This is a genomic window from Spongiactinospora sp. TRM90649 (assembly GCF_029382225.1).
GTDB lineage: Bacteria > Actinomycetota > Actinomycetes > Streptosporangiales > Streptosporangiaceae > Spongiactinospora.
In genome coordinates, this window is record NZ_JARLTC010000028.1 from 1 (window position 1) to 24,657 (window position 24,657).

Consider the following 24,657-nt stretch of genomic DNA (forward strand, 5'->3'; position numbering starts at 1 on the left):
AGGGCCGCGGTGGCGGCGGTGGCCGTGGCCGCGGTGGCGGGCGGGGCCGCCGCGGCGGCGCTGAGCATGGAAGGCCCGGACGCCGCCGCCGGCGGCGGCGCGGCGAGCACGCTGCCGCCGAGCACCGCCACCGTCACCCGGCAGACCCTCACCGACACCACCACCGCCGACGGTGAACTCGGCTACGGCACCGCCGCCTCGGCGGTCGCCCGGGGCGCGGGGACGCTGACCTGGCTGCCCGGCACCGGCGACCGCGTCACCCGGGGCAGGCGGCTGTTCGAGGTGGACGACGCGCCGGTGACGCTGATGTACGGGACGATGCCCGCCTACCGGGCGCTGGAACCCGGCGCGGAGGGCCGCGACGTGGAACAACTGGAACGCAACCTGGACGCGCTCGGCTACGACGGGTTCACCGCGGACGATGAGTACACCTGGGACACCGCGCAGGCCGTGCGGGAGTGGCAGGAGGACCGGGGGCTGCCGGAGACCGGCGTGGTCGCGCTGGGCCAGGTCGTCTTCGCCGCCGGTGCGGTGCGGGTGGAGGGCCTGCACGCGGCCGAGGGCGAACCGGTGCGCCCCGGCGGCAAGGTGCTCACCTACACCGGCACCGGCCGGGCCGTCACCGTCGAGCTCGACCCGGCCGACCAGCGGCTGGCCAAGAAGGGCGGCAAGGTGACCATCACGCTGCCCGACGAGCGGACCGTCGCCGGGCGGATCTCCAAGGTGTCCACGATCATCGATCCGGGCGACGGGCAGAACGCCGAACCGGCGACCCGCGTGGAGGTCGTCGTCGAGCTGTCGGGCAAGAAGGCCAGGGCCGCCGCCGCGGACTACGCGCTGGCGTCGGTGGACGTGGAGTTCACCGCCGGGCGCCGCGAGGACGTGCTGACCGTGCCGGTGGCGGCGCTGGTGGCGCTGAGCGAGGGCGGTTTCGGGGTGGAGGTCGTCGCCGGGGGCGCCTCGCGGCACGTGCCGGTGCGGACCGGGATGTTCGCCGCCGGGCGGGTGGAGATCTCCGGTGCGGGCGTCGCGGAGGGCACGGCCGTGGGGATGCCCAAGTGATCGCGCTGCGCGACGTCGCCAAGGTCTACCCGGGCGGGGTCAGGGCGCTGGACGGGGTGTCGCTGAACATCGCGGCGGGCGAGCTGGTGGCCATCGAGGGCCCCTCGGGTTCCGGCAAGTCCACGATGCTCAACGTGCTCGGCACGCTGGACCGCCCCACCTCAGGGGTGGTGCGGATCGACGGGTATGAGGTGGGCGGCCTGTCGGACGGCGAGCTGTCGGCGCTGCGGGCCACCCGCATCGGATTCGTGTTCCAGCAGTTCCACCTGGCCCCGGGCACGGCGGCGCTGGACAACGTCGCCGACGGGCTGCTGTACTCCGGGCTGCGCGCGGGCGAGCGCCGCGCCCGGGCGACGGCGGCGCTGCACCGGGTCGGGCTGGGGCACCGGCTGGACCACCGGCCGCACGAGATGTCCGGCGGTGAGCGGCAGCGCGTGGCCGTGGCGCGGGCGGTGGCCGGTGAGCCGCCGCTGCTGCTGGCCGACGAGCCGACCGGCAACCTGGACTCCGCCTCGGGAGCCGGGGTGATGGACCTGCTGCGTTCCCTGCACCGGGCCGGCACCACCGTCGTGATCATCACGCACGACCGGGAGATCGCCGCGTCGCTGCCCCGCCGGGTGCGGATGCGCGACGGGCGGATGATCTCCGATTCGGCCGCGCGGGACCGTCTCGCCGTCCCGGGGGTGGGCTGATGGCCGCTCCGCTGCGCCCGGCCCGGATGTGGCCGGGGGATGTGCTGAAGGTCGGCGCGGTCGGCCTGCGCACCCGCCCCACCAGGGCGTTCCTGTCGGCGCTGGGCATCGCCATCGGCATCGCGGCCATGGTCGCCGTGGTGGGCATCACCTCCTCCTCGCGGGCCGAGCTGGACCGCACGCTGGCCGCGCTGGGCACCAACCTGCTCACGGTCGCGCCGGGCACCACCTTCACCGGCCAGGGCGCCGAGCTGCCGCTGACGGCCGAGGCCATGGTGGAGCGCATCGCGCCGGTCCGCGCGGTCTCGGCGATCGGCATGATGGGCGAGGCCAAGGTCTACCGGACCGGCAGGATCCCGGAGGTGCAGACCAACGGCCTGGGCGCCTACGCCGCCCGCGTCAACCTGGCCGCGGCGATCGGGGCCCGGGTCCGCGACGGGACGTGGCTGAACGAGGCGACCGCCGGGTATCCGGCGACGGTGCTGGGCGCCACGGCGGCCGAGCGGCTGGGCGTGGGCGGCGCGGGCCCGGACGTGCAGGTGCTGATCGGCGGCCGGTACTTCACCGTGGTGGGCGTCCTGGAGCCCGCGCCGCTGGCCCCGGAGCTGGACACCGCGGCGCTGGTCGGCTGGCCGGTCGCCGAGCGGCTGCTGGGGTTCGACGGGCACGCCACGACCGTCTACACCCGTTCGGACGTCTCCCAGGTGGAGTCGGTCCGCGCGGTGCTGGGCGCGACGGCCAACCCGCAGGCCCCCAACGAGGTGGACGTGTCGCGGCCCTCCGACGCGCTGGCCGCCGAGCAGGCCGCCGACGAGGCGTTCACCGGGCTGCTGCTCGGCCTGGGCGCGGTGGCGCTGCTGGTGGGCGGGGTGGGGGTGGCCAACACCATGGTCATCTCGGTGCTGGAGCGGCGCGGGGAGATCGGGTTGCGCCGTTCGCTGGGCGCCACCCGGGGGCAGGTCCGTACCCAGTTCCTGGCCGAGTCGCTGCTGCTGTCGGCGCTCGGCGGGGTGGCCGGGGCGGCGCTCGGCGCGGTGGTCACCGCCGGCTACGCGGTCTCGGGCGGGCTGGCGGCGGTGGTCCCGGCCTGGGCGGTGGCGGGCGGGGTGGCCGCGACGCTGGTCATCGGCAGCGTGGCGGGGCTGTATCCGGCGATCCGCGCCTCGCGGCTGGCCCCGACCGAGGCCCTGGCGGCCCCCTGACCGCTCGGCCGTCCCGGTCCGCTGGGCCGGGGCGGGCGGCCCGGGACGCATAAGCTTGGCCCATGGGCGTGAGCGGTGCGGCGGGCGGCGCGGGGCAGGGCTCGCCGGATGTGATCCTGGAGCAGTGGCGGCGGGAGCGTCCCGATCTGGATCTGTCGGCGCTGGGCGTGCTCGCGCGGCTGGCGCAGGTCTCGGCGCTGCTCGGCTCGGCGGTGGAGGAGGTGTTCGCCCGGCACGGGATGCGGCGCGGCGAGTTCGACGTGCTGGCGGCGCTGCGCCGCTCGGGGCCGCCGTACACGCTGATCCCCTCGGAGCTGTCGGACGCGCTGATGATGTCGCGGGCGGGCATGACCAACCGGCTGGACCGGCTGGAGGCCGCCGGGCTGGTCGACCGGGCCCTGGATCCCGCCGACCGGCGCAGTTTCCGGGTCACCCTGACCGCCAGGGGCCGCCGGGCGGTGGACGCGGCGCTGTCGGAGCACGCCCCCAACCTGACGCGGATCATGTCGGCGCTGTCGGAGCAGCAGCGCCTGGCGCTCGACGACGCGCTGCGGGCGCTGCAGCGCGGCCTGGCCGCGCCCACCCCCTGATCGGCCCCCGGAATCCGGCGCGGGGCGGTCCGTCGGCCGGACCCGGCGCGGGCGGGCGGCTCATCGTGGTCGCATGTCATCGACCGACAATCCAATCTGGGATGCCATATTCGGCGTATCCCGTTTTGTTGCGTTAGCCGCGATGGCCGAGCCGAACTGCGCCGACCATCTGGCCGACGGCCCGCTGAGCACGGCCGACCTGGCCGGCCGCTGCGGCGCCGACGCCGGCGCCCCGCGGATCCTGCGCGACGTGCGCGGCCGTTCAAGGAGGACGGGCGGCTGCTGGTCCTGGAGATGACGATGCCCGACCAGGACGTGCCGCATCCGGGCAAGCACATGGACGTGCGGATGCCGGCCAGGGCCGGTTTCACCCTGGAACGGGTGGTGGAGCCGCCGTCGGGGATCAGCCTGATGGAGGGCGTGCCGGCCGAGCCCGCTGATAACCTTATGCCGTAAAGAGTCGAGGTGTCGGGGAGGGAACGGCTCGATGGCCGTCTACGCCGGGCAGGGCGACGCGCGCCGTTCGATGGACCTGCTGTGGCGCCGGCCCGCGCCGGCGGCGCCCCGCCCCGGCCCCAAGCCCAGGCTGAGCGTGGAGGTCATCGTCGCGGCCGCGATCGAGGTGGCCGACGAGGAGGGCATGGCCGCGCTGTCCATGCGCGCGGTCGGCGAGCGGCTGGGCCGTACCGGGATGGCCCTCTACACCTACGTCCCCAGCAAGGGCGAGCTGGTCGACCTGATGTGCGACAAGGTCATGGGGGAGCAGCCGGCCGGTTACGACCTGTCGGGCGGGTGGCGGGCGGCGCTGTCGGCGTGGGCGGGCGACTCGCTGGACTTCCACGTGCGTCATCCGTGGCTGCTGGCGGTCTCGCAGGCCCGGCCGATCCTGGGGCCCGGCGAGTTCGCCTCGCTGCAGACGGTGGCGGAGATCGTGCGGGCGTCCGGGCTGGCCCCGGCCGAGGCGCGCGGGGTGGTGTCCGCGCTGTTCGGCCTGGTCCGCGAGGCGGCGCGGACGATCGCCGAGGCGCGTCAGGCCCCGGCGGTGACCGGAACGGGCGATGAGGAGTGGTGGCGGGCCCGTTCGGCGCTGCTTGCCGAGGCCGCGCCCGACTTCGCGGGACGGTTCCCCGCCGCCGTCTGGCTGGAGTCCGGGCCCCGGCAGGCGCCGCCCGCCGACGGCACGCCCTATCTGGAACATCAGGCACGCGCCGGGTTCGCCTCGGCGCTGGCCGTGCTGCTGGACGGCGTGAGCGCCGCGGCGGCGCGGGGCGGTTGACAAGACGGGCGACGCCCGATAGAAAACCAAGCGGTTATTGAACCGACTGGTTATGGATGTGGTCATGAACTGGACTCTCGAAGTTGTCGTCGTCCCCGTCTCCGACGTCGACGCCGCCAAGGCCTTCTACGCCGAGCGGGTCGGCTTCACCGTCGACCACGACACCGCCGCCGGCCCCGGCGTGCGGTTCGTGCAGCTCACCCCGCCCGGCTCGGGCTGCTCGATCGTGATCGGCACCCGCCCCGGCGGCATGGCGCCCGGCTCGCTGCACGGCGTGCAGCTGGTCGTCCGCGACATCCGCGCGGCCCGCGAGGATCTCGCCGCCCGGGGCGTGGACGTCGGCGAGGTCCAGGTCGCCGGCCCCACCGGGATGCGCCCCGCCACCCCCGACGACGACCTGAACAACGTGGGATTCATCGACTTCGCCGACCCCGACGGCAATACCTGGACCGTCCAGCAGATCACCGCCCGAAGCTGAGCCGTGCTGCTGCTGCCCTGGCCGGGCCCGGTCGCCGAGATCGCCGCCCGCCACCCCGCCGCACGGATCCAGGTGCGGGACGGCGACGGCCCGCCGCCCGGCGGCCTGCGATCCGTCGGCTGCTGATGCCCCGCCCGGTGGGGCGGGTCAAGCGCACGCCGGTGCCCGAGGCGGTGCGTTCCCTGGACCTGGCGCCGCGTCACCTGTCGCTGCTGGCGTATCCGCTGTTCGACGGCCCGCAGGGCGTCAACGAGCTGGCGGCGCGGCTGGAGGTGGCGCCCACCACGGTCAGCCCGATGGTGGGGGAGCTGAGCCGCGAGCGGATCGTGGACCGACGGGAGGACGACGCCGATGGTGGCGCGGGAGGCGATGGTGGCGCGGGGGCCGGTGGTCAGCCGAACGCCAGCGCGACCGGCCCGAACAGCCGTCCCGGCTCGCCGGGCGGCGGATCGCCGTAGGTCATGGCGTCGGTGGTGAACGCGACGCTCATCCCGGTGGCCCGGACCCAGTCCGTGACGGCCGGGTGGTGGTCGAGCAGGTCCACCCGCAGCGGGCCGGGCAGGGCGGCGAACAGCCCGCCGATCAGGGTGATCGCGGTGGCCTCGTCGTCGGCGATCACCGGGCCGATCACGCTCTCGCCGGTGCTGGGCCAGGCCGCGGCGTAGCCGGTGAGCCTCCCGCCGGGGGTGCGTGCCACGTGCAGGCGGGTGACGGCGGACGGCAGGCGCTTCAGCAGCGCGGAGCGGGGCGCGCCGAACACGGCGGCGTCCATGGCGGCCATGTCGGGCAGGTCGGCGGCCTGGGCCGGGCGGGTGCCGTCCGCCGGGAACCCGCCGGGCGGGGCCGCCGGGGTCCCGCCCAGGCTGTCGTAGCGGCCGGTGGTGCGGAACCCGAGCCGTTCGTACAGGGGGCGGCCGAATTCGGTGGCGCTGAGCACGGCTCCGGCGGTGCCGGACGCCGCCAGCGCGTGCCGCATCAGCCGCCCGCCCAGCCCGCGGCGTTCGTGGCGCCTGGCGACCAGCATCATGCTGACGGCGGTGGTGGCCCGCCCGTAGCGGACGGTGGCCACGGTGGCGGCCAGGCCGCCGCCGGCGGAGTCGCTTCCGTAGATCTCGCCGACCTCGAACAGCAGCCGCCATTTGTGGTCCTCGGCGGGCCAGTCGCGGTCGCGGGCCAGGTCCAGGCAGGCGGGCAGGTCGGCGAGGGTGAGCCGGCGGACGGGTCCCGTGTCGTGCCCTGATTCCATTCTGAAGCCCCCCGAATCAACCCCGAATCCACCCGGATCACATGATCATAGTCCGGTGGCGGGCCGCGGCTCATCGGGTTTTCAGCCTGCGACTTCAGCCTGGGTCTTCAGCGTGGGAACACCTCGAAGGTCACGGCGGGGACGCCGCCGAACCGGGCCGCCGCCCCCTGGGCCGCGCCTTCGAGCTGCCGGCGGGCGTACTCGGCGGGGTCCTGGTCGGTCAGGGCCTCGATGTAGGCGCGGTGTTCGAGCAGGGAGGCCACCGCGCGTTCCATGCCCTGCGCGGCGGGCACGGCGTGCGTGGGGTCGGGGGAGGCGGCGACGGCCACCCACCGCACGCCGTCCCACGGCTCCAGGCCCTCCTCGGGGAAGATCCACCGGTTGCCCGCGTCGGCGGCGGCGTCCAGCACGGCCAGGCCGACTGCGCGGTGGTCGGGGGTGTTGCGGAACCGCCCGCCCCACGACTCGTGGTGGTTGAGGGTGATCACCAGTTCGGGGCGGTGACGGCGGATGGCCAGGGCGAAGTCGCGGCGCAGCGGCGTGCCGTACTCGATGACGCCGTCGCGGTGGTCGAGGAACTCCACGGAGGTCACCCCGACCACGGCGGCGGAGGCACGCTGCTCGCGTTCGCGCAGCGGCGCGGCCTGCGCGGGGGACAGGCCGTCGATGCCGGCCTCGCCCCGGGTGGCCAGCAGGTAGGCGACCGTGCGGCCCCGGCCGGTCCAGGAGGCGATGGCCGCGGCCGCGCCGTATTCGAGGTCGTCGGGGTGGGCGACGATGGCCAGGGCCGTGCTCCAGTCGTCCGGCAACGGCTCGAGCTGGGCGGCGGGATCAGTCATGATCCCAACCTATCCCCCGGCGGAGCTACCGTGCCCGTGGTGCCCGTTCCGCCTGTTCTGCGGCCCCGGCGACACGGGCGGCCAGGGCATCGACGTGGCCGCGCCAGGCCGTCAGCGCCAGGTCGCGTGCGCCGGGCAGGCCCGAGGGGCCGGTCTGGGTGATCACCAACCGCGCGCCGTGGCCGGTGCCCCGGCCCAGGGTGAAGCGGACCTTCCCGGCGTCGCGTCCGCCGTCGCGCCAGGTGTACTCCAGCTCGGTCTCCGGTTCGGCGCGGGTTACCTCGGCGGCCGGGACGCCTTCGGCGGTGAACGCCTCCGGGACCCCGGCCCCGGGGGCGGGGGTCCCGGAGGCGGGCAGCAGCATCCGCCACACCTCCCGCGCGGGGAGGGTGAGCTGGCGTTCGAAGCGGACCGTCCAGCCGCCGACTTCCCCGCCGTCTTCCTCCCTGTCTTCCTCGACGGTGCCGTCCCGCAGGCCCAGGGCGGCGACCAGCGCCTCGTGCTCGGCGATCCGCCGCCCGGCGGGACCGATCTCGCGGCCGTCGAGCAGTTCGGCCAGGCCGTGCACGCAGGAGTCCCATCCGGCGGCGAAGCTGGCGGCGCCGTAGTGGTCGTCGAAGGTGTGGGTGAGCACCAGCAGGCTGCCGCCGCGCTCCGGGACGAGCTCCCAGCGCAGGTGCTCGCCCTCCCAGTCGTAGGCGATCACCTTGGGCGGGTCGAGTTCGGTGATCACGCCGGTGGAGGTCCATTCGCCGTCGGTGAAGGTCATCTTGCCGCCGACGCGGGCGTCGAGTTCGACCTGGAAGGGGAACCATCGGCCGAGCCGGCCGGGTTCGACCAGGGCCCGCCACACCTTACGCGGCGGGTGGGCCAGGTGCCGTTCCATGCGCAGCACGCTGCGGCCGTCGATGGTCCGCAAGGTTTCGCTCACGGCTGTTCCTCCGTGTTCACGTCGTGTTCGTCGTCTTCTTCGTCGGGCATGGCGTCCAGGTGGCGTTCCAGGGCGTCCAGGCTGTGCGCCCACAGCCTGCGGTAGGGGGCCAGCCACGCGTCGAGTTCGGCCAGCGGTTCGGGGCGCAGCTCGTACCAGCGCAGCTGGGCCTCGCGCCGGACGGTGACCAGCCCGGCCTCGCGCAGCACCCGCAGGTGCTTGGATGTGCCGGGCTGGCTCAGGCCGAGCCGCTCGGTCAGTTCGCCGACCGGCCGGGGGCGTTCCAGGAGCAGGTCCAGGATGCGGCGGCGGGCGGGTTCGGCGAGTACGTCGAAAGGCACTGACACACCCCCCAACATACCCAACTGGTTATATGCACGCAAGAGCATGCACGTGGGGCGTGCCGGATCCCGCCCGCCCGTACGGCACGCTGGAACCATGAGCCAAGGCATCGACGTCGACACCCTGCGTGCCGAAACCCCCGGCTGCGCCAACGTCGCCCACCTCAACAACGCCGGAGCCGCCCTGCCGCCCCGTCCCGTGACCGACGCCGTGATCGGCCACCTGGAGCTGGAGGCCCGGATCGGCGGATACGAGGCCTACGACCAGGCCCAGGAGTCCGCCGAGCGCTTCTACGACGCCATCGCCGCCCTCATCGGCGCCGGACGCGACGAGATCGCCTTCGCCGAGAACGCCACCCGCGCCTGGGACATGGCCTTCTACGCCCTGCCCTTCGCCCCCGGCGACCGGATCCTCACCACGACCAGCGAATACGCCAGCAACGGCATCGCCTACATCCAGGCCGCGCGGCGCCACCAGGCGATCGTGGAGGTCCTGCCCGACGACGAGGACGGCCAGCTCTCCCTTTCCGCGCTGGCCGCCGAACTGGACCGGGGAGGGGTGCGGCTGGTCGCCATCAACCACGTGCCGACCCACAACGGCCTGGTCAACCCGGCCGAGGAGGTCGGCGCGCTGTGCCGGGCGGCCGGGGTGCCGTTCCTGCTGGACGCCTGCCAGTCGGTCGGCCAGTTCCCCGTGGACGTGGGCGCGATCGGCTGCGACATGCTCTCGGTGACCGGCCGCAAGTTCCTGCGCGGCCCGCGCGGCACCGGGTTCCTGTACGTCCGCCGCGACTTCGCCGCCTCGCTGGAGCCGCCGTTCCTGGACCTGCACTCGGCGACCTGGACCGGCCCCGGCCGCTACGACGTGCGCGCCGACGGCCGCCGCTTCGAGACGTGGGAGCGCAACGTCGCCGGGCAGATCGGCCTGGCCGTGGCCGCCGACTACGCCGCGAAGGTCGGGCTCGCGGCCATCGGCGGCCGTGTGACGGAACTCGCCGACGGGCTGCGCGCGGATCTGGCCGATCTGGCGGGGGTGAAGGTGCTGGATCGCGGGCGGCGCCGCTGCGGCATCGTCACCTTCGACGTGTCCGGGCACGAGGCCGGGGCGGTGAAGACGGCGCTGCGCGGGGTCGGCGTCAACGTCAGTGCGACCGACATCGCCCACCAGCGGATGGATCCCTACGCGCTGCCGTCGGCGGTGCGCGCCTCGGTGCACTACTACAACACTCGGGCCGAGCTGGACCTGCTGGTCCGCTCGGTGGCCGAACTCGGCTGAGCGGGGGCGGGGGTCAGGGCGGCCTGACCCTGGAGGCGGGCGGAGCGGGCCTATTCGGCGGGCGGGCCGAACAGGGCGTCCAGGCGGGTCTCCAGGAGGGTGAGGGCCGTGGCGGGCGGGCAGTGCCCGCCCAGGACGTGGACGGCCAGGCCGGCGGTCAGCGCCAGCAGGCCGGTGGCCTCGCCGTCCGGGCCGGTCTGGCCGGTCCGGCCGGGGTCGTGCCTGGCCGGCTCGCCGTCGCGAGCGGTCCGTCCCGGCCCGCCGTCCGAGGCGGCGCGGCCGGCGCGGATCTGGTCGGTGAGCAGGGCGGCCAGCCGCGCGGTGGACTCGCGTAACTGCGCGGCCAGGGCGGGGTGGACCGCCGCGTACGCCCAGAAGGCCAGGCTCACCCGGGCCTCGTCGCGCCGCCGGTCGTCCAGCGGCAGCAACTGCACCAGCAGCGCGCGGGCGCGCCGCCGGGCCGCGCCCGGACCTTCCCCCGCATGGTCGTCCGTCCGGGCCCTGGCGCGGACGCGTTCGCCCGCGACGCGGGAGGCGAACACCAGCATCTCGTCCTTGGTGCCGAAGTAGTGCTGCACCATGCCCGAGGTCACCCCGGCCTCGGCCGCCACGTGCCGCAGGCTCACCGCCTCCAGGCCCCGGCGCGAGGCCACCTCCAGCAGGGCCTCGGCGATCAGGACGCGCCGCGCGTGATGGTCCGCTCTCCTCGGCATCGCCGACCATGCTGCCACAGCGCCGCCCGGGCGGTGGCCGGGAACCGGTCAGGAGCCTGGGGCCCGCCATCCGCCGGGGTCGACGCCGCCGGGCACGGGCGCGCCCGGGTCGTAGGGTTCGCGGGTGAACACGAAGGTGTTGACGTCCAGCGCGACGGCCCGCCCGGTGCCGCCGTCGCGGACCACCCGCAGCGGTTCCCCGGCGTAGTAGCCCTCCAGGCCGATCCAGGTGCCGTCCTGCCGGGCGACGAACCGCGAACCCCGGCCCTGGCCGTTCAGCGGCGTCAGCGACAGGACCCGGCCGGGCAGCAGCCGCAGCACGTGCGGGGCGGGCCCCCAGTGCCAGGGGCCGGTCAGTTCCAGCAGCTCCGGGTCGGCGGGGTCGGCGGCCCACGGGGCGGGGAGCGCGGGCTCGTGCTCCTCCAGGATCGCCAGCAGGTCGCCGGGCAGTCCCCGGCCCAGCCCGGAGGTGGTGTTGGCCATGCACAGCGCGGCCGTCCCGGCCTGGACGTCGGCCCACACCGCGGCCACGAAGCCGGGCATCGACCCGCCGTGCCCGACCAGGCGGCGGCCCCGGTCGCGGGCGAGCTGCAGGCCGAGGCCGTAGCCGCCGGTCCAGGCGTCGCCGTCTTCGACCATGACGGGTTCGCGCATCTCGGCGAGCGTGTCCGCCGCCAGCACGCCCCCCGTGTCACCGGCACTGTCACCGGCACTGTCACCGGCGCCGTCGCCGGCACGGTGAACGCCGATGAAGGCCGCCCACCTGGCCAGGTCGGCCGTGGTGGACCACAGTTGCCCGGCGGGGCTCATCGCCCCGGCGTCGTGTTCGGGCTCGGGCAGCAGCACGTCGGCCCACGGGTGGACGGCGAAGCCGCTGGCGTGCGGGGCGCGGGGCCGTTCGGTGGTGTCGCGCATGCCCAGGGGGATGAGCACCTCCTGGCGGACGGCGTCGATCCACGGAGCCGCCCGCAGGCGTTCGATCACCTGCGCCAGCAGGGCGTAGCCGACGTTGGAGTAGTGCAGCCGCCGTCCGGGGCGCAGCGCCGGGTCCCGCTCGCCCAGCGCGGCGTTCAGGTCGCCGGCGCCTTTGCCGGGGGTGCGTTCCCACCAGGGGCCCGGCGGTTCGGCGGTGACCCCAGAGCCGTGCGACAGCAGTTGCGCAAGGGTCACCTCGCGCAGCGGTTCCGGCGCGGAGGGCAGGTGCGCGGCGAGCGCGTCGCCCGGTTCCAGCCGTCCCTCGTCGCGCAGCCGCATGACGACGGTGGCGACCATGGTCTTGGTGATCGAGCCGATGCGGTACTGCGTGTCGGGCGTCGCCTCGGGCCCGCCGGGCGCGCCGCCGGGCCAGCCGCGCGCGCCGAACCAGGCCACCGCGCCGTCGCGGACCACGGCGGCCACCAGCGAGGGGGCCCGGGATCCTGCCTGCTCGCAGGCCACCCGGTGCAGCAGTGCCCGCCCCGTGCCGGGCAGCACCCGCTGCTCTTCGCCGCCTGCGCCCATCGCCCGACCTCCCGTGTCCCACCCGGACCGACCTTAGCCCCGGGTCAGGTCAGGAGCCAGCCACCGCCCGCGGCGAGGCCGACGCCGTTGCCGGCGGGCCTTTCGGGCGGCCTGTGTTGTCCGGGCGTCCTGCTTTAATGCGGGGCATGGCAGAGCAGGCCCCCCAGGGCGCGCCGGAACACCCGCCCGGCACCACCATCTCGGGTGTTCTGGAGCGGATCCCCTGAGAATCACCAATGAGGGAACCATGCAGCCAGCGGCTCATTTTCCTGTCCTCCCCGGCGGCCTGAAGCCCGCCATCGGGTACGTCCGCGTCTCGATGATGCTGGGCGAGAAGATCTCTCCAGAAGTCCAGATGGACTCCATCTCGGCCTGTGCCGCGCGTAAGGGGTTCTACGTTCCCGAGGGACTGTGGCCGCACGGCGGATGGATCGTCGAGCTGGACGTGTCGGGACGCGACTTCAAGCGCGACATTCAGATCGCGGTGCAGGCCGTCGAGCAGCGCGTCGTGCGCGCGATCATCGTGTGGGAGTTCAGCCGGTTCGGCCGTGACCGGGAGGGCAATCCGACGCACCTGGGACGCATCGAGCGGGCGGGCGGGGAACTGGTGTCCGCGACCGAGGACGTGGACGCGCGCACCCCTGCCGGGCGCCTGGCTCGCGGGATTCACTTCGAGTTCGCCGCCTACTATTCGGACCTGGTGGGGCAACGCTGGTCGGAGGCGTTCCAGAACCGGCTCAAGCGCGGCCTGCCGCCACTGGGCGGTGACTACTTCGGCTACGTGCGCCGGGGCCGACAGCCTCATCCGCTGTTCCACGATCGGACCCTGCTCAATCCGGCGGACGGGCCTGAGCGCTATGAGCCCGACGTCGAGGGCGGCACGGGCGGCGCCTTGGCCGACATGTATGCGATATGGCTTACTGAACGTAACTTCTACGGTCTCGCGAAGAGTCTGAACATGCAGGGGATCCGGAAGACGACCGGCCGCGAATGGCACGCAGACGAAGTGGCCGAGGTGCTCGACCATGGATTCGGGGCGGGAAAGATCAGCGTGCACGACCCGGATTGCGAGTGCGGGCGACCGTCGCGGTGCGGGCACAGGGTGCTGTTCCCCGGCACCCAAAGGCCGGTGATCGGCATGGCGACGTGGGAGGCGTACGTCGACGCCCGGCAGGAAATGCAGCGGCTCCCACGCAAATCGCGCACATCCCGGCATTCGCTGTCCGGCCTGATCGTGCACGGACCGTGCGGGGGCGTCATGCACGTCTCCCGGCCCGCTGGGGACTTACAGGGATTCAAATGCGGCTGGCGGCAACGGCAGGGCGCTCGGACGGCGGGGGCGGAGGGTGTGGTGGTGTGCCAGGACACGTTCGTGCAGCGGTCATTGGTGATCCGGGCCCTGCTTGACGTGCTGGCCGAGTGGGTGCCGATGATCGAAGAGGCCGCACGGGCGACGAGGCCAGAGCCGGGGACGAGCGACTCGAAGCAGCAGGCGATGCGACGGCTGCAACGGGAGCTGAGGCGTCTGGACGCTGAGCTGGACGAACAGACCATGCTCCTGGCCCGCAAGGTCATCCCGGAAGACGCCTACGTCCGGGTCCGCGACAAGTGCCTCGCCGACCGGGCGGCGAAGCAGGCGGCGCTGGACACCCTAGAAGGACGTGCGAAGCCAGGCAGGGATGCCTTAGCGGCCGTTCCGGTGATCGAGGGCTTGGTGGCGGAGTGGGACAGTCTCGCCGTGACGGATCGGCGTCGGCTGCTGATGGAAGTGATCGAACGGGTAGAGGTGTGGCGCGACCGGCTGGACATCGCGCGAATCGTGGTGGTGCCGCGTTGGGAAGGCGGTCAGCCGGTCACGCGCGAGCTTCCGGGACGGCGGCGGATGGAGGCCGTGCGACGGGCGATCCCGGTTGTTCTGGCCGAGCGGTTCGGTGGGGCGGCTCGCTACGAGCGGCTGCGCGAGGTGGTGGCCGAGGCGGTGCCGGCCAGCAAGAAGGTGTTCAACGCGGCGATTCTGGGTCTGGCCGCCGAGGGGGCTCTGGTGCGCGAGCCACTCAAAGATAAGCAGGGCACGGTGTATCGGCTGCCCGATGCGGTAGCGGAAGCACCCGCAGCATCGGGCAGCGAAACGAGGCGCTGAGATCATCTCAGCACATTGTGGATCTTGCTGGGATACTGAGTGACGCTCGCTTCGCGCACGCGCGCGAGCGAGCGTCTGAACGCGTTGCACACGGGTGCTTTCGGCTGCGCACGCGACGTGTCGTCATTTCAAGATCACAAATACAAACTGAACGACATGTTCGTTCAATTCATGTCTTTTCGTTGACTTGCGCGCAAATCGCGTTAGTCTGATATCAGAGTGAAACAAGCGAACGATACGGCCGATGACCTGCCAAAACGTGCCGTAAGCACATCAGCTTTCACTGCCACCCCACCCGAGGAATGGATTCCGTCATGCCTGCGATGACCCACGCCCTCGCGACAACCGCCACCCGCCGACTGCGCCGCCCCGAGCGGTTCGCCACCCGCGAGCTGGCCGAAACGCTGCTGACCACCCTGCGGATGGTGCGCCGCGCCGAGAACGCCCTCCTGACCGGCCCCGGCGCCTGCGAGGACGACGTGCGCGAGGCACTGATCAAGGCTCTGCGCACCGCCGACTGGCCGCGCGGAATGGCCAACGGCGCCATCGAATTCGCGCTGGCCCACGACGACCTCACCATGGCGCTGGCCATGTACGCCTACGTGGAGGGGCACCCCCACGAGACGGCTCAGCCCGAGCCGCGTCAGTTCGTCGTCACCGACGAGCAGGCGCAGGCGATGGCCGACGCCATTGCCACGGCCTTCGGCGCGCATGGCACCGGCCATGAGCCGTGCGTGCTCGATCCCGACTGGGACAGCGAGCCCGGCCGCGTCCTGAGCTGGGAAGAAGGGCCGTACCGCTGGGCCTGGCTGGTGCCCGGTGGCGGTGAGGACACCGAGTACGGCCGCACGGTGGCCCCCATCGAGGTCCCCGCCGGTCTGCGGATCGAGCCGATCACCCACTTCAGCGTGCGTGTGCTGCCCGTCGCCTAGCGACCGGCCCCGCCCCGGACCGCCGGGCGTCACGGCTCACGACCGTGGCGGGGCGCTCACCACCCCCACCCGAACTCATTCATGGCACCGGCCAGGAGGTACCGCATGCCCTCTCCCACCGTGGAACAGACCCGCATCATGGAGGACTTCGTCGCCGGTAAGGCACTTCGCGTCCAGGCCGGAGCCGGGGCCGGGAAGACGACCACGCTCAAGATGGCCGCTGCGGCCACTCCCCGCCGCAAAGGCCTGTACGTGGCGTTCAACAAGGTGATCGCCACCGAAGCCGCCGCCTCCTTCCCCGAGAGCGTGAGCTGCCGCACGGGCCACTCACTCGCCTACGCGGCCGTGGGACGCACGTACGCGCGCCGCCTCAAGGCTCCGCGCATGTCCTCGCACCTGGTCGCCTGCAAGATGGGCATCAACGAGCCGGTACGGCTGGACGAGGGACGCGTGCTCGCCCCGGCACAGGTCGCGCGGGTCGTCATGGCGACGGTCGCCAACTTCACCCACTCCGACCGCCGCGACATCGCCCATCAGCCCGTCGCCCGGCTGCGCGGCTGGGAGGACGACGACGCGATGGAGGCGCTCGAACAGGTGGTTCCGCCGCTGGCGCTCAGGGCGTGGGCCGACCTGACGAACCCGCGCGGCGGCCTGCCGTTCAGCCACGACACCTACTTCAAGATCTGGTCCCTGGCCGACCCCCAGCTTGCCGCCGACTTCGTGATGGTGGACGAATTCCAGGACACCAACCCGGCGCTGCTGTCGGTCATCCGCGCGCAGCGCTCGGCACAGATCGTGGCTGTGGGGGACTCCGCGCAGGCGATCTACGAGTGGCGGGGAGCGATCGACGCGATGAACGCGATCGACGGCGTGGAGCGCACCCTGTCGCAGAGTTTCCGGTTCGGCGAGGCCGTCGCCGAGGAGGCGAACAAGTGGCTGGAGATCCTTGACGCGCCGCTTCGTCTGCGCGGTTTCGAGGCGATCAATTCGCGGGTCGCCGAACTGGAGGAGCCGGACGCGATTCTCTGCCGCACGAACGCCGAGGCCATGGCGCAGGCCATGGCGGGTCTCGACAAGGGCAAGCGCGTGGCACTCGTGGGTGGGGGAAGGCAGATCCGCGCCATGGCCGAAGCCGCTCTCCAGCTCCAGGAAGGGCGAGGGTGCGACCACCCCGAACTGTGCGCCTTCCAGAACTGGGGCCAAGTACAGCAGTACGCGTTCGTCGAGGAGGACGGCCAGGACCTCCAGGCCATGGTGAAGCTGATCGACGGCCACGGGGCCGAAAAGATCATCGACGTGGCGGACGCCCTCGACCGCGAGGAAGCCGCTGACCTGATCATCTCGACCGCGCATCGCTCCAAGGGGCGCGAGTGGCACCGCGTGCGGGTCGCCGGAGACTTCTCCGAGCCCAAGCCGACCGACGACGGGCGGCCCGGCAAGGTCACCCCTGCCGACGCGCGTCTGGCCTACGTCACTGTGACCCGCGCCCAGCATGTGCTCGACACCGGCGGCCTGAGCTGGGTGGACAAATATCTCGCCTGACGTAAGCACTAACGCTTTCTCTGCATGCTGGCCCCGCCTCGGGGGCCGGGGCCAGCAATCCATTCCCCTCCAGTCCCGCTTCACAAAGGAGAACGCCATGACCGACATGAGCCCCGACGCGCTCCGGGGCCTCGCCGACGCCGACCGCCACGGCATCGACACCGAGGTGCTGCTGCACGTGGACGAACTGCCGGAGGACGAGGCCATCAGGGTGATCGACGAGGTGTTCGGCGAGATCCACTTCGACTGACCTGGCACAGCACCGAATTCATCCCACCCGCAGAAAGGGATTCACCATGCCCCGATGGCACTTGACCGCCCAGATCCGCCGCCCCAGCGCCTTTACCGACGCCCTGGGAGCGGCGTTCGTCGGCGCGCTGCCGGTATCCGCGACGGTCGCCGACGCCAACGACACCGGCAACCTGGAGATCGCATTCGACGTGGACGCCGGCACGGCCACTGATGTCGTCCAGGTCGCTACGGCGCTCATCGCCCAAGCGATGGGGGAGGTCTTCGGGTCCACGACCCGCGTCAAGTCCCTGTCGCTGGAACCCATCAAGGACCACGCCACCACCAGGCGCCACATCACCATCGTGCTCGACCGATCGGGCTCTATGGAGCGGGTTCGCGACGACGCCGAGGGCGGCCTGCACGCCTTCCTCGACGCCCAGGCGGACGTGTCGGCCGAGACCACCGTGTCCCTCGTGTGCTTCGACCACGAGATCGAGATCACTTACGAGGGCGTGGCACTGAGCGACGTCCCGCCATCTGTCCTTCAGCCACGCGGCCGAACTGCCCTGTACGACGCCATCGGAGAGGCCGTCCACCGCACCACCGAGTACATCGGCGGTCTGGACGCCGAGCGGCGGCCCCAGGAGATCGTCGTCGTCATCCAGACGGACGGCAGGGAGAACGCCAGCCGCGAGTACGACCGCAGTGAGATCAAGCGGTTGATCACCTCCAGGCAGGAGCAGGGCTGGACCTTCGTGTTCCTGAGCGCCACCCCCGACGCGTTCGCGGTCGGTTCCAACATCGGCGTCCCCCACGCCACCACTGTCCACTACGGAGGGACGAACACCAGGGAGACGCTGACGTCCGCAGGGCACATGGTGGCGCGTGGCAGCCGCACGGGCGACTACCGCTTCAGCGAGGATGAGCGCGACGCCTCCCGTTGCGGAGACGCGTGATGGCAAGGGCCACTATCGAGCCCGCCAGCACACCCGCAGGCGTGCTGCGTGGCGCGAGCGCCGTCCTGGCACTCAACGGCCGTTACATCGGCTCGTATTGCGACACCGCCATGTGGCGTGCCGGCCTGCCTCCTCAGCGGTGCCCTGTCTGCCTGATCGGTGCAATGAACATCGCGGCCGGCCTGGAGCCGGACAACTGCTGGCCAGGCAACGCTCGGGACCCTCGGGTGGACATCGCCCGCCGCGCTGCTGAGATCTTCGTGACCCACGTCGGAATCGGCCGGTCGGATATCGGCCTTGTCGGCGATCTCGCCGACTGGCACGACGGCCAAGGGGACTGGCCGCAGCCAACCGACGAGCAGGTCCAGGCCGCGCTGCTTTCGGCTGCCGACCACGCCGACCGCCTGGACGCCCAGAGCGACTGACCCCAAAGACGTGGCGGCTCGGCCCCTTCCCCTCCAGCCGGGCCGCCACCCAGGCAAAAGTGCCCACCCGAATTGAGGACGAATGCCCATCGATATCAACGCGGCCTGTAACGACCTGCGGGCCAACGGCATCACCGCCCGGATCGAAACCGCCAGGCGGTGCATACACGGACGCACCTGCCCGCCTGACACGCTGTGCCCGGCTCCTCGCCTGGAGCGGGTGATCGTCGTCGAGCCGGACGTCTACGAGACCGAGCTGGAACTGGCCGTGTGCGGCGGCGAGATCAGTCCCATCTGGGACATCCGGTTGCTGGCGATCGACGGCCAGGTCAAGCCTCGCCGCGGTTACGAGACGGTCTGCTGGCCTGCCAAAGCCGTGCACCCCGACTACCTGGTGCCGGTCGTAGCCGCTGTGGTCGCGCGATTGGAAGCGCAGGCGAGCAAGTGATGAGCGCCTATGCCCTCGACGCGGAATGGCTGACGCGAGCCAAAGCCGCCCACGCGCTGCTGACCGAACACCACGACGTCATCACGAACGCGTTGCGCTGCCATGCGGAGCACATGAGTGCGGAGGCGAGCAACGCGCAGGCCGCATACGAAGGCGGCGCCGATACGCCACTGATGACCAATAACGGCTTCAAGCAGGCGGCGGAGATCCTCCAGCACACCGCCGAAGCCGAGCGCCAGGCGGCCGAGAAGATCGACGCCTGGAAGGAGAACGTCGCATGACGCACGACGGCCTGGCGTGGGGGTTCCTCATCACCCGCGACCACCTGCATGATCGCCGCTGCTGCTGTGAATTGGGCATCCAGTGCAACGACAGCGCCGAGGGCACCGAGAAGACCCACGGCAGCGAGGACGCTCAGCAAGAGGTGTCCGACCGGCTGTGGCACCAGCGTGAGGGCATCGGCTTCAGGCTGCTGGACAGTGACGGCGCCCTTTACTACGAGGGGCGCCTGATCGTGCCGCCCGGCGAGGAAGACGGGGAACTGCTGTTCAAGCCCCTGGACTGGGCTGTGCCGTACGCGGGATGCGCCACCGTGCAGTACTGCGACGAGCAAGGCCAGTGGAGATCGCTGTGATCCCTGGCGAGCCGCAAGAGGGCCAGATCGTCGGATTGCGGCGCAACCCCAGAACGTCGATGCGCGCCTTCCAGGTGCAGATCGTGAAGATCGACCCACCGCCGAACCCGCGTGCGCGGCCATGGATCACGGTGGCCCTGACCGACCACCCCGCCAACCCGATCGGGCTCGGCTACAAGGTTGGCGAGACGTTCGTCACGATCAACGATGACGAACTGGTGCCGTGGCGCGAGCCCCAGGAGGTGCCCCTGCCCCGCTACAAGGTAGCGAGCGGGGGACGGATCGAGGTGGAGATGCCGCCGGGCCACCCCTGTCTCGAATACACCGCTCAGGGCGTGCTTGTGCTGGAGCGCGTGCCGAAGGCACGACTTGAGGCCATCTGTGACACGCTCAACCAGGTCGCGCGTGCCGGATTCGAGTCCTACGCGGAGGAATATCACCGCCGCGACTACGAGGCCGCGCAGGGCGACGTGCTGTGGCGATACCGCCGCGATGCCTCGGCAGAAGCAGAGCCGCAGGTGTTGCTCACCGATATCCGGCCACGTCATGCAGCCCGGCTCATCGCCCAGGCGTGCGGGCGGGCGTTCGCCTGGGGGTCGGTGTCATGACGCGCCCGCTGATCTTCGTGGACGTGGACGGGGTACTCAACGTCTTTGTCCGCTGATCGGCCTGCTGGGGCTGCCGTCGCTGAGTACATCGCCAGCAAGGGCGGCCCGCCGTGTGGTTCGACGACGATCTGTCTCACTGTGACACCCGATACCTCCAGAGAGGCCACCCGATGATCCACGGCAATCCCGCCACCATCGCTCCGTCACCACAGAAAGGCGAGGTCATCGAGACCCACCTTGGCCCGGCCGAGGTGCTATGCGTCCGCGAAAGCGGTGCGCTGGTCAAGGTGCGTCTGCCCGACCGGTCCATTCACCACCTGGTCCGCGCGGACGGCGCATGGTCCGCTCTATAGAAGGGCACACTTCATGTCCAACCTCAAGGAGTCCGCACGGCCGGACCTGTCCGGCCTGCGCGACGCGGCCCTGTACTGGGCTGTGATCAGCTTTATCGAGAGCCAGCCCGGCCGATGGTCTCAGGTCGATTGGCGTATCGCCGTCCTGGACGGCAAGCGCCTGGCCATCAGTGCTGTTCGCACCGAAGACATGGCCCGCTGCGGCACCGCGATGTGCGTGGCCGGGTGGATCTCCGACCTCACCGGCGGGCGCTGGTACGTCGAGCTGTCTAAGGACGGCGTGCTGCGCGGCGGGGAGCAGTGTTCGCCGGAACTGATCTGGTCGAGCGAGATGGAGCTGGTCGTCGCCGAGGAGGGTGACGCCGAATCCGTCATCGAGCAGAAGAGGAAGGTCGCGGTGGTGCCCGCCCAGCATCGCGCCACGCGCCTGCTGGGCATCACGAAGGCCCAGGCCGAGGACCTCTTTGGGGGAGGAAACGACCTGCGCTACCTCATCGAGCGCGGCGAGGCGATCTTCGGCCCTCGCCCGGTGGGCTCCCACCAGTAGACGACCAACCTTGTGGCCCTGCCCAGCGGGCGCCACAAGGTAAGCCCTAAAGCTTACGAGGAGGATCGGTGACTGAAGAAGACCTACGCCTGTGGGCGACGTCAGGTGCGGTCGCGGTGGCCGCACACGGTCGGGTCCACGACATCAGCATGATGAGGTGGGCGGTCGTCTCGCCGGCGGGCGCGGTGGAGCTGGCGCGTAACGGCCCCATCTCCCTACTGGTGCACGCACCGGCCATGGAACTCGGCCCGACTGACTGCGGCCCGAGATGCCGATACCTGAACGGCCCCTGCGTGTGCACGAACCTGTTCACAGGCGAGCAGAACCGCGAGGCGGCGCTCCAGGTCTTCTGGATGCTTCACGACGAGGACGGTCAGTGCCGATGTGGCGGGGACGGTTGCGCGCCCAGCCTCCAGCCAGAGAACGGCTTCGGCCTTCTGGAACTCTGGCATGAGCAGGTGTTCGGCATTCCCCTGTCTCACGAGCGCTTCCCCTACGGGATCGCCGGATGACGCCCCGCATTCCCAAGCGCATGGCCGGGTGCCCCGTTCACGGGGGCCTGGCCGTGCCGGAAGTGGCGGCTCGGCACCGCACCGATGCCCGGCCGCCGCTGTTCGGCATCAACCATCCCGTACGCGTGAACACGCTGCTGATCGGAAAGGGCTGCGGTAACTGCGGGCAGCGGCTATCCACGAGGCCGGGTGGCAAGTACACCGTGCTATTGCGCCCCGGCGACGTAACGCGGGGGTATACCGGCGAGCCCGCTTTGCACTCAGAGTGCGCCCGTTACGCCGTCGAGGCGTGCCCGATGTTGAACGGCCAGATGTCCGGCTACCGCAGCACGCCGCGCGACCTGGAGGCAGAGCGTTGCGGCGATCCGCAGTGCGACTGCGTGCTGTGGACCAACGCCTCTCCCGACCGGCAAGCGCGGGCCGGAGCGCCCGCCTCTCCCTTCTGGGCTGCCGTCTACCGCCAGGAGGACTATCGCCTGCACCGAGGCGACAAAGGCAGGCACGGAGACGTGCTGCTGGGCATCGCGCTGCGCGGCGTGGAGTGGGTCTCCTGCCGCAAGGTCACCTCTGGTGACCTGAACATTCTCGATCTTTCCCGAGCCCTGCTCATGGGCCTCCCTCTTGATTAAGGACGCCGAGTGTCTCAGCTCAGCGACGTGAATCTTCACGCCATCAATTCCCTCACCAAGTACCCCTCGATTCCGACCCACCACCGGATGGACCCTCAGGGCAAGGGCGGCTTGCTAGAGGAGCCGACCATTTTCACCGGGCCGGTCATCGGCACTGAGAAGGTGGACGGAACCAACGGGCGGATCATCGTGCTGCCCAGCGGCACATGGTTGATCGGCTCTCGCGAAGACCTTCTCACCGCCAGTGGCGACATCGTGCACAACACGGCGCTCGGCGTCGTCGATGCCCTTCGGCCGGTCGCCGAGTCCGCGGCCACGATGGTGGCGGGCGGGTTCAGCGAGATTCTGGTGCTGTACCTGGAGGTGTACGGCTCCAGGCGGCTTCCGGCCTGGAAGCAGTACGGGTGCGGCGAGGCGGCGTACCGGCTGTTTGACGTGGCGTCGGTCCCGGCTGGGATGCTGTCGTGGGAGGTCGAGCGCATCGCCTCGTGGAGGCAGAACGGCGGGCAGGAGTTCGCCGCGGAGCCGGTGCTCGGCGATCTGGCGGCCCGCTGCGACCTGGCGCTCACCCCCCGCCTGTTCGAGATCGACGGCGGCGACCTGCCCTCCGACATCGAGGGCATGCGCGCCTTCATGGAGGCGTACCGGGGCACGCGGGTGGCCACCTCGGGCGAGCCCGGCCTGAACGAGGGGATCGTCCTGCGCGCCCCGGACCGAAGCGTGATCTCCAAGGCCCGGTTCCAGGACTACGACCGGACGCTCCAGCGCCGCGAAGGGCAGCGGTGAAGGGCCCCGCCGGACCGCCGCGCCGCACTACCAAGCCACGCAGCGGCAATCGACGGCGACGCACGTTCGCCCGCTATGTGTGCACGATGCGCGCACTGCACGACATCGACGGCCTCACGCGCCCCCGCGTTCCGAGGAGGTTCCGATGAGTGCGTTCCGAATCGACGTCCACTTCGAGACCACGTACGACCTGACGGGCTTGCAGGCACACGGCATCACACAGACCGCGAGCGGCTACCGGCTGACCACCACCGTGGGTGGGATGTCCAGGGAACGCGCGGTGGAGAGCGCCACCGCATACGTCAAGGCGTGGTGCTGGCCGCTGTGCGCCATTCACGCGATCGACGTGATGGAGCTGCCGGAGGCGGACGGATGAAGCACCGCGCCTTCCCCTGCGGGGGAGAGCAGAAATGCCCCTGGCGGCGCGACGCCGAGCCGGGCCAGTTTCCGGCCGAGCGCTACGAGGCGGTCGTGGCGACGTGCCGCGACCATCGTGCCGGGCATGCTCTGATCGGGGCGCCGGTCTTCGGCTGCCACAAGGGCGAGCCTGGTACGGGCGACGACCTCGCGTGCGCCGGATTTCTCGCGATCGAAGGCCGCAGCAGTGTCGAGGTCCGGCTGGCCGTCGCCCGCGGGCGACTGCCGGTAGAGGTGCTCGCTCCCGGCGAGGACTGGCCGACGCTGTACGCCTCGTATGAGGAGCTGGCCGAGGCGAACGGCGTGGCACGGTGAACTCCTACCGCCACGCCGTGTCCTCGGCGCGCAAGTGGGGCGGCGAACCGGCCGAATATCTGTCTATCCACGAGTTCATCGACTCTTCCAAGCGGGTCATCGGCGACGTGCGCCACCGCTCGCTCTACCACCACACCCTGGGCACCTGGCTGTGCCAGCAGATCTTCGGGGTCACCATCACCACCTCGCGGGGCCACCAGGTACCGGTGCGGGAGATCGCCGAGCGGCACATCATCGAAGATCTCGGCTGGCTGCCCACACCGGCCGACTACATCGACGGCATGCCCATCAAGCCGTGGATGTCCGGGGCGAAGGCCCGCCAGATTCCCCTCTCCACCCTCAACCTGTCCACCTTCAGTGGCCGCGATGAGGACAAACAAGGAGACGATCATGTCTGAGACCGTCACGCACAATTTCCTCGGCATCCCCGTTCTCGGGGACATCAACTCTGGCGCCGAGCGCACTCCCCAGCGTCCGCTGGAGGAGTTCGCACCGATCCTTCAGGCGGTTCTCAACGAGCCGACCATCATCAGCGTTGGATGGTGCCAGTACACGCCGTATTTCAATGACGGTGAGCTGTGCACCTTCTCGGCGAGCGCGATCTGGTTCCGCACCACGGCGGACCCTGACCCGGCCAGGCCGGACTACGACAACGATTCCTTCGACTTCGTCGATTACTACGATCTGGAGATCGAAGGAAGCCGTTCCAGCCTGGGCAGGCGGCCCAGCCGGTGGAACCCGGCCCGCCGGGACTACGAGGAAGGCCCATATGAAGGCCCGGACGAAGCCCGGTACGACAGGTGCCGTGCCCTGTCGGACGCCGTGAGGTCGGGCGCATTCGACAACGTGCTGCTGGCCGCCTTCGGCGATCACGCACGGGTGACCGTCACTCGCCAGGGCATTACGGTGGAGGAGTACAGCCATGACTAGGCGCAGTGACCTGGACGCCCGTCTGGGTGAGCTGTACGCGCAGGTTCCGCAGCCGGGTTGTAAGGGACTGTGCTGGGAGTCGTGCGGGCCGATCGAGATGAACCCC

General features: G+C 71.4%; 36 protein-coding genes. 30 read left to right on the forward strand and 6 right to left on the reverse strand.

Annotation, left to right across the window (positions count from 1 at the left end; translation table 11 throughout):
- From P3X83_RS28390 to P3X83_RS28435, 10 genes are all read left to right on the forward strand, one after another.
- Positions 1-1,062, forward strand: a 1,062-nt coding sequence (locus P3X83_RS28390) for a peptidoglycan-binding protein (RefSeq protein ID WP_346742757.1), incomplete at its 5' end; no start/stop codon positions are given.
- Complete coding sequence (locus tag P3X83_RS28395) at positions 1,059-1,754, forward strand: ABC transporter ATP-binding protein (RefSeq protein WP_277308308.1); 696 nt, start codon at positions 1,059-1,061, stop codon at positions 1,752-1,754. The genes P3X83_RS28390 and P3X83_RS28395, both read left to right, overlap by 4 nt.
- Entirely contained in the window at positions 1,754-2,956 is a 1,203-nt protein-coding gene (locus P3X83_RS28400) for an ABC transporter permease (RefSeq protein WP_277308309.1), read from the forward strand. Before P3X83_RS28395 ends, P3X83_RS28400 begins: the two co-directional genes overlap by 1 nt.
- Before the next feature lie 62 nt (positions 2,957-3,018).
- Positions 3,019-3,546 carry a MarR family transcriptional regulator gene (locus P3X83_RS28405; protein ID WP_277308310.1) on the forward strand — a complete coding sequence of 176 codons (528 nt, stop codon included), beginning with the start codon at positions 3,019-3,021 and terminating at the stop codon, positions 3,544-3,546.
- A 142-nt stretch (positions 3,547-3,688) separates the two neighbouring features.
- Positions 3,689-3,844, forward strand: coding sequence for a hypothetical protein (locus tag P3X83_RS28410; protein ID WP_277308311.1), 156 nt, complete (start codon positions 3,689-3,691; stop codon positions 3,842-3,844).
- 2 nt (positions 3,845-3,846) lie between these two features.
- Positions 3,847-4,002, forward strand: a complete 156-nt coding sequence (locus P3X83_RS28415) for a hypothetical protein (RefSeq protein ID WP_277308313.1) — start codon at positions 3,847-3,849, stop codon at positions 4,000-4,002.
- Positions 4,003-4,033: 31 nt separating this feature from the next.
- On the forward strand, positions 4,034-4,822 hold the full coding sequence (locus P3X83_RS28420; protein WP_277308314.1) for a TetR/AcrR family transcriptional regulator: 789 nt from the start codon (positions 4,034-4,036) through the stop codon (positions 4,820-4,822).
- Positions 4,823-4,886: 64 nt separating this feature from the next.
- Complete coding sequence (locus P3X83_RS28425) at positions 4,887-5,300, forward strand: VOC family protein (protein WP_277308316.1); 414 nt, start codon at positions 4,887-4,889, stop codon at positions 5,298-5,300.
- Between the two features lie 3 nt (positions 5,301-5,303).
- Positions 5,304-5,426: a hypothetical protein gene (locus tag P3X83_RS28430; protein ID WP_277308317.1), complete on the forward strand. Its 123-nt coding sequence runs from the start codon at positions 5,304-5,306 to the stop codon at positions 5,424-5,426.
- Positions 5,426-5,758, forward strand: a complete 333-nt coding sequence (locus P3X83_RS28435) for a MarR family winged helix-turn-helix transcriptional regulator (RefSeq protein ID WP_277308318.1) — start codon at positions 5,426-5,428, stop codon at positions 5,756-5,758. Before P3X83_RS28430 ends, P3X83_RS28435 begins: the two co-directional genes overlap by 1 nt.
- Here P3X83_RS28435 and P3X83_RS28440 read toward each other — a convergent pair.
- From P3X83_RS28440 to P3X83_RS28455, 4 genes are all read right to left on the reverse strand, one after another.
- Entirely contained in the window at positions 5,692-6,546 is an 855-nt protein-coding gene (locus P3X83_RS28440) for a GNAT family N-acetyltransferase (RefSeq protein WP_277308319.1), read from the reverse strand. The two genes, P3X83_RS28435 and P3X83_RS28440, sit on opposite strands and share 67 nt — an antisense overlap.
- Before the next feature lie 107 nt (positions 6,547-6,653).
- Complete coding sequence (locus tag P3X83_RS28445) at positions 6,654-7,385, reverse strand: PIG-L family deacetylase (protein ID WP_277308320.1); 732 nt, start codon at positions 7,383-7,385, stop codon at positions 6,654-6,656.
- Positions 7,386-7,410: 25 nt separating this feature from the next.
- Positions 7,411-8,316 (reverse strand): SRPBCC family protein, encoded by a 906-nt coding sequence (locus P3X83_RS28450; protein ID WP_277308321.1) that lies wholly within the window; start codon positions 8,314-8,316, stop codon positions 7,411-7,413.
- Positions 8,313-8,663: a metalloregulator ArsR/SmtB family transcription factor gene (locus P3X83_RS28455; RefSeq protein ID WP_277308322.1), complete on the reverse strand. Its 351-nt coding sequence runs from the start codon at positions 8,661-8,663 to the stop codon at positions 8,313-8,315. The genes P3X83_RS28450 and P3X83_RS28455 overlap by 4 nt, the downstream gene beginning before the upstream one ends.
- A 91-nt stretch (positions 8,664-8,754) precedes the next feature.
- On the opposite strand from P3X83_RS28455, the gene P3X83_RS28460 reads away from it, so the two are divergent.
- Positions 8,755-9,933 carry an aminotransferase class V-fold PLP-dependent enzyme gene (locus tag P3X83_RS28460; protein ID WP_277308323.1) on the forward strand — a complete coding sequence of 393 codons (1,179 nt, stop codon included), beginning with the start codon at positions 8,755-8,757 and terminating at the stop codon, positions 9,931-9,933.
- Positions 9,934-9,983: 50 nt separating this feature from the next.
- Here the strand turns inward: P3X83_RS28460 and P3X83_RS28465 are convergent, their stop codons facing one another.
- Positions 9,984-10,646, reverse strand: coding sequence for a TetR family transcriptional regulator C-terminal domain-containing protein (locus tag P3X83_RS28465; RefSeq protein ID WP_277308324.1), 663 nt, complete (start codon positions 10,644-10,646; stop codon positions 9,984-9,986).
- Positions 10,647-10,694: 48 nt separating this feature from the next.
- Complete coding sequence (locus P3X83_RS28470) at positions 10,695-12,146, reverse strand: serine hydrolase domain-containing protein (RefSeq protein ID WP_277308325.1); 1,452 nt, start codon at positions 12,144-12,146, stop codon at positions 10,695-10,697.
- Positions 12,147-12,393: 247 nt separating this feature from the next.
- On the opposite strand from P3X83_RS28470, the gene P3X83_RS28475 reads away from it, so the two are divergent.
- The 19 genes from P3X83_RS28475 (at position 12,394) to P3X83_RS28565 (ending at position 24,551) form a co-directional block, all read left to right on the forward strand.
- Entirely contained in the window at positions 12,394-14,286 is a 1,893-nt protein-coding gene (locus P3X83_RS28475) for a recombinase family protein (RefSeq protein ID WP_277308326.1), read from the forward strand.
- A gap of 314 nt (positions 14,287-14,600) precedes the next feature.
- A complete protein-coding gene (locus P3X83_RS28480; protein ID WP_277308327.1) occupies positions 14,601-15,218 on the forward strand; it encodes a hypothetical protein in 618 nt (205 codons plus the stop codon).
- A gap of 105 nt (positions 15,219-15,323) precedes the next feature.
- Positions 15,324-16,760 carry a UvrD-helicase domain-containing protein gene (locus P3X83_RS28485; protein ID WP_277308329.1) on the forward strand — a complete coding sequence of 479 codons (1,437 nt, stop codon included), beginning with the start codon at positions 15,324-15,326 and terminating at the stop codon, positions 16,758-16,760.
- Positions 16,761-16,857: 97 nt separating this feature from the next.
- A complete protein-coding gene (locus P3X83_RS28490; protein ID WP_277308330.1) occupies positions 16,858-17,010 on the forward strand; it encodes a hypothetical protein in 153 nt (50 codons plus the stop codon).
- Positions 17,011-17,056: 46 nt separating this feature from the next.
- Positions 17,057-17,947: a vWA domain-containing protein gene (locus tag P3X83_RS28495; protein WP_277308331.1), complete on the forward strand. Its 891-nt coding sequence runs from the start codon at positions 17,057-17,059 to the stop codon at positions 17,945-17,947.
- Positions 17,947-18,372 carry a hypothetical protein gene (locus tag P3X83_RS28500; protein ID WP_277308332.1) on the forward strand — a complete coding sequence of 142 codons (426 nt, stop codon included), beginning with the start codon at positions 17,947-17,949 and terminating at the stop codon, positions 18,370-18,372. The genes P3X83_RS28495 and P3X83_RS28500 overlap by 1 nt, the downstream gene beginning before the upstream one ends.
- Positions 18,373-18,454: 82 nt before the next feature.
- The gene (locus tag P3X83_RS28505) at positions 18,455-18,820 is read left to right on the forward strand and encodes a hypothetical protein (RefSeq protein WP_277308333.1); all 366 of its coding nucleotides are present in this window, start codon (positions 18,455-18,457) and stop codon (positions 18,818-18,820) included.
- On the forward strand, positions 18,820-19,101 hold the full coding sequence (locus P3X83_RS28510; protein WP_277308334.1) for a hypothetical protein: 282 nt from the start codon (positions 18,820-18,822) through the stop codon (positions 19,099-19,101). Before P3X83_RS28505 ends, P3X83_RS28510 begins: the two co-directional genes overlap by 1 nt.
- Positions 19,098-19,454, forward strand: a complete 357-nt coding sequence (locus P3X83_RS28515) for a hypothetical protein (RefSeq protein WP_277308335.1) — start codon at positions 19,098-19,100, stop codon at positions 19,452-19,454. The genes P3X83_RS28510 and P3X83_RS28515 overlap by 4 nt, the downstream gene beginning before the upstream one ends.
- A complete protein-coding gene (locus P3X83_RS28520) occupies positions 19,439-20,062 on the forward strand; it encodes a hypothetical protein (protein WP_277308336.1) in 624 nt (207 codons plus the stop codon). Before P3X83_RS28515 ends, P3X83_RS28520 begins: the two co-directional genes overlap by 16 nt.
- Before the next feature lie 170 nt (positions 20,063-20,232).
- A complete protein-coding gene (locus tag P3X83_RS28525; RefSeq protein ID WP_277308337.1) occupies positions 20,233-20,415 on the forward strand; it encodes a hypothetical protein in 183 nt (60 codons plus the stop codon).
- Between the two features lie 13 nt (positions 20,416-20,428).
- On the forward strand, positions 20,429-20,962 hold the full coding sequence (locus P3X83_RS28530; RefSeq protein WP_277308338.1) for a hypothetical protein: 534 nt from the start codon (positions 20,429-20,431) through the stop codon (positions 20,960-20,962).
- A gap of 68 nt (positions 20,963-21,030) precedes the next feature.
- The gene (locus tag P3X83_RS28535) at positions 21,031-21,474 is read left to right on the forward strand and encodes a hypothetical protein (RefSeq protein WP_277308339.1); all 444 of its coding nucleotides are present in this window, start codon (positions 21,031-21,033) and stop codon (positions 21,472-21,474) included.
- The gene (locus P3X83_RS28540; RefSeq protein WP_277308340.1) at positions 21,471-22,103 is read left to right on the forward strand and encodes a hypothetical protein; all 633 of its coding nucleotides are present in this window, start codon (positions 21,471-21,473) and stop codon (positions 22,101-22,103) included. Before P3X83_RS28535 ends, P3X83_RS28540 begins: the two co-directional genes overlap by 4 nt.
- A gap of 27 nt (positions 22,104-22,130) precedes the next feature.
- The gene (locus P3X83_RS28545) at positions 22,131-22,889 is read left to right on the forward strand and encodes an RNA ligase family protein (protein ID WP_277308341.1); all 759 of its coding nucleotides are present in this window, start codon (positions 22,131-22,133) and stop codon (positions 22,887-22,889) included.
- A gap of 145 nt (positions 22,890-23,034) precedes the next feature.
- The gene (locus P3X83_RS28550) at positions 23,035-23,265 is read left to right on the forward strand and encodes a hypothetical protein (protein ID WP_277308342.1); all 231 of its coding nucleotides are present in this window, start codon (positions 23,035-23,037) and stop codon (positions 23,263-23,265) included.
- The gene (locus P3X83_RS28555; protein WP_277308343.1) at positions 23,262-23,621 is read left to right on the forward strand and encodes a DUF6283 family protein; all 360 of its coding nucleotides are present in this window, start codon (positions 23,262-23,264) and stop codon (positions 23,619-23,621) included. Before P3X83_RS28550 ends, P3X83_RS28555 begins: the two co-directional genes overlap by 4 nt.
- The gene (locus P3X83_RS28560; protein ID WP_277308344.1) at positions 23,618-24,019 is read left to right on the forward strand and encodes a hypothetical protein; all 402 of its coding nucleotides are present in this window, start codon (positions 23,618-23,620) and stop codon (positions 24,017-24,019) included. The genes P3X83_RS28555 and P3X83_RS28560 overlap by 4 nt, the downstream gene beginning before the upstream one ends.
- Positions 24,012-24,551, forward strand: a complete 540-nt coding sequence (locus tag P3X83_RS28565) for a hypothetical protein (protein WP_277308345.1) — start codon at positions 24,012-24,014, stop codon at positions 24,549-24,551. Before P3X83_RS28560 ends, P3X83_RS28565 begins: the two co-directional genes overlap by 8 nt.
- Positions 24,552-24,657 lie beyond the last annotated feature (106 nt).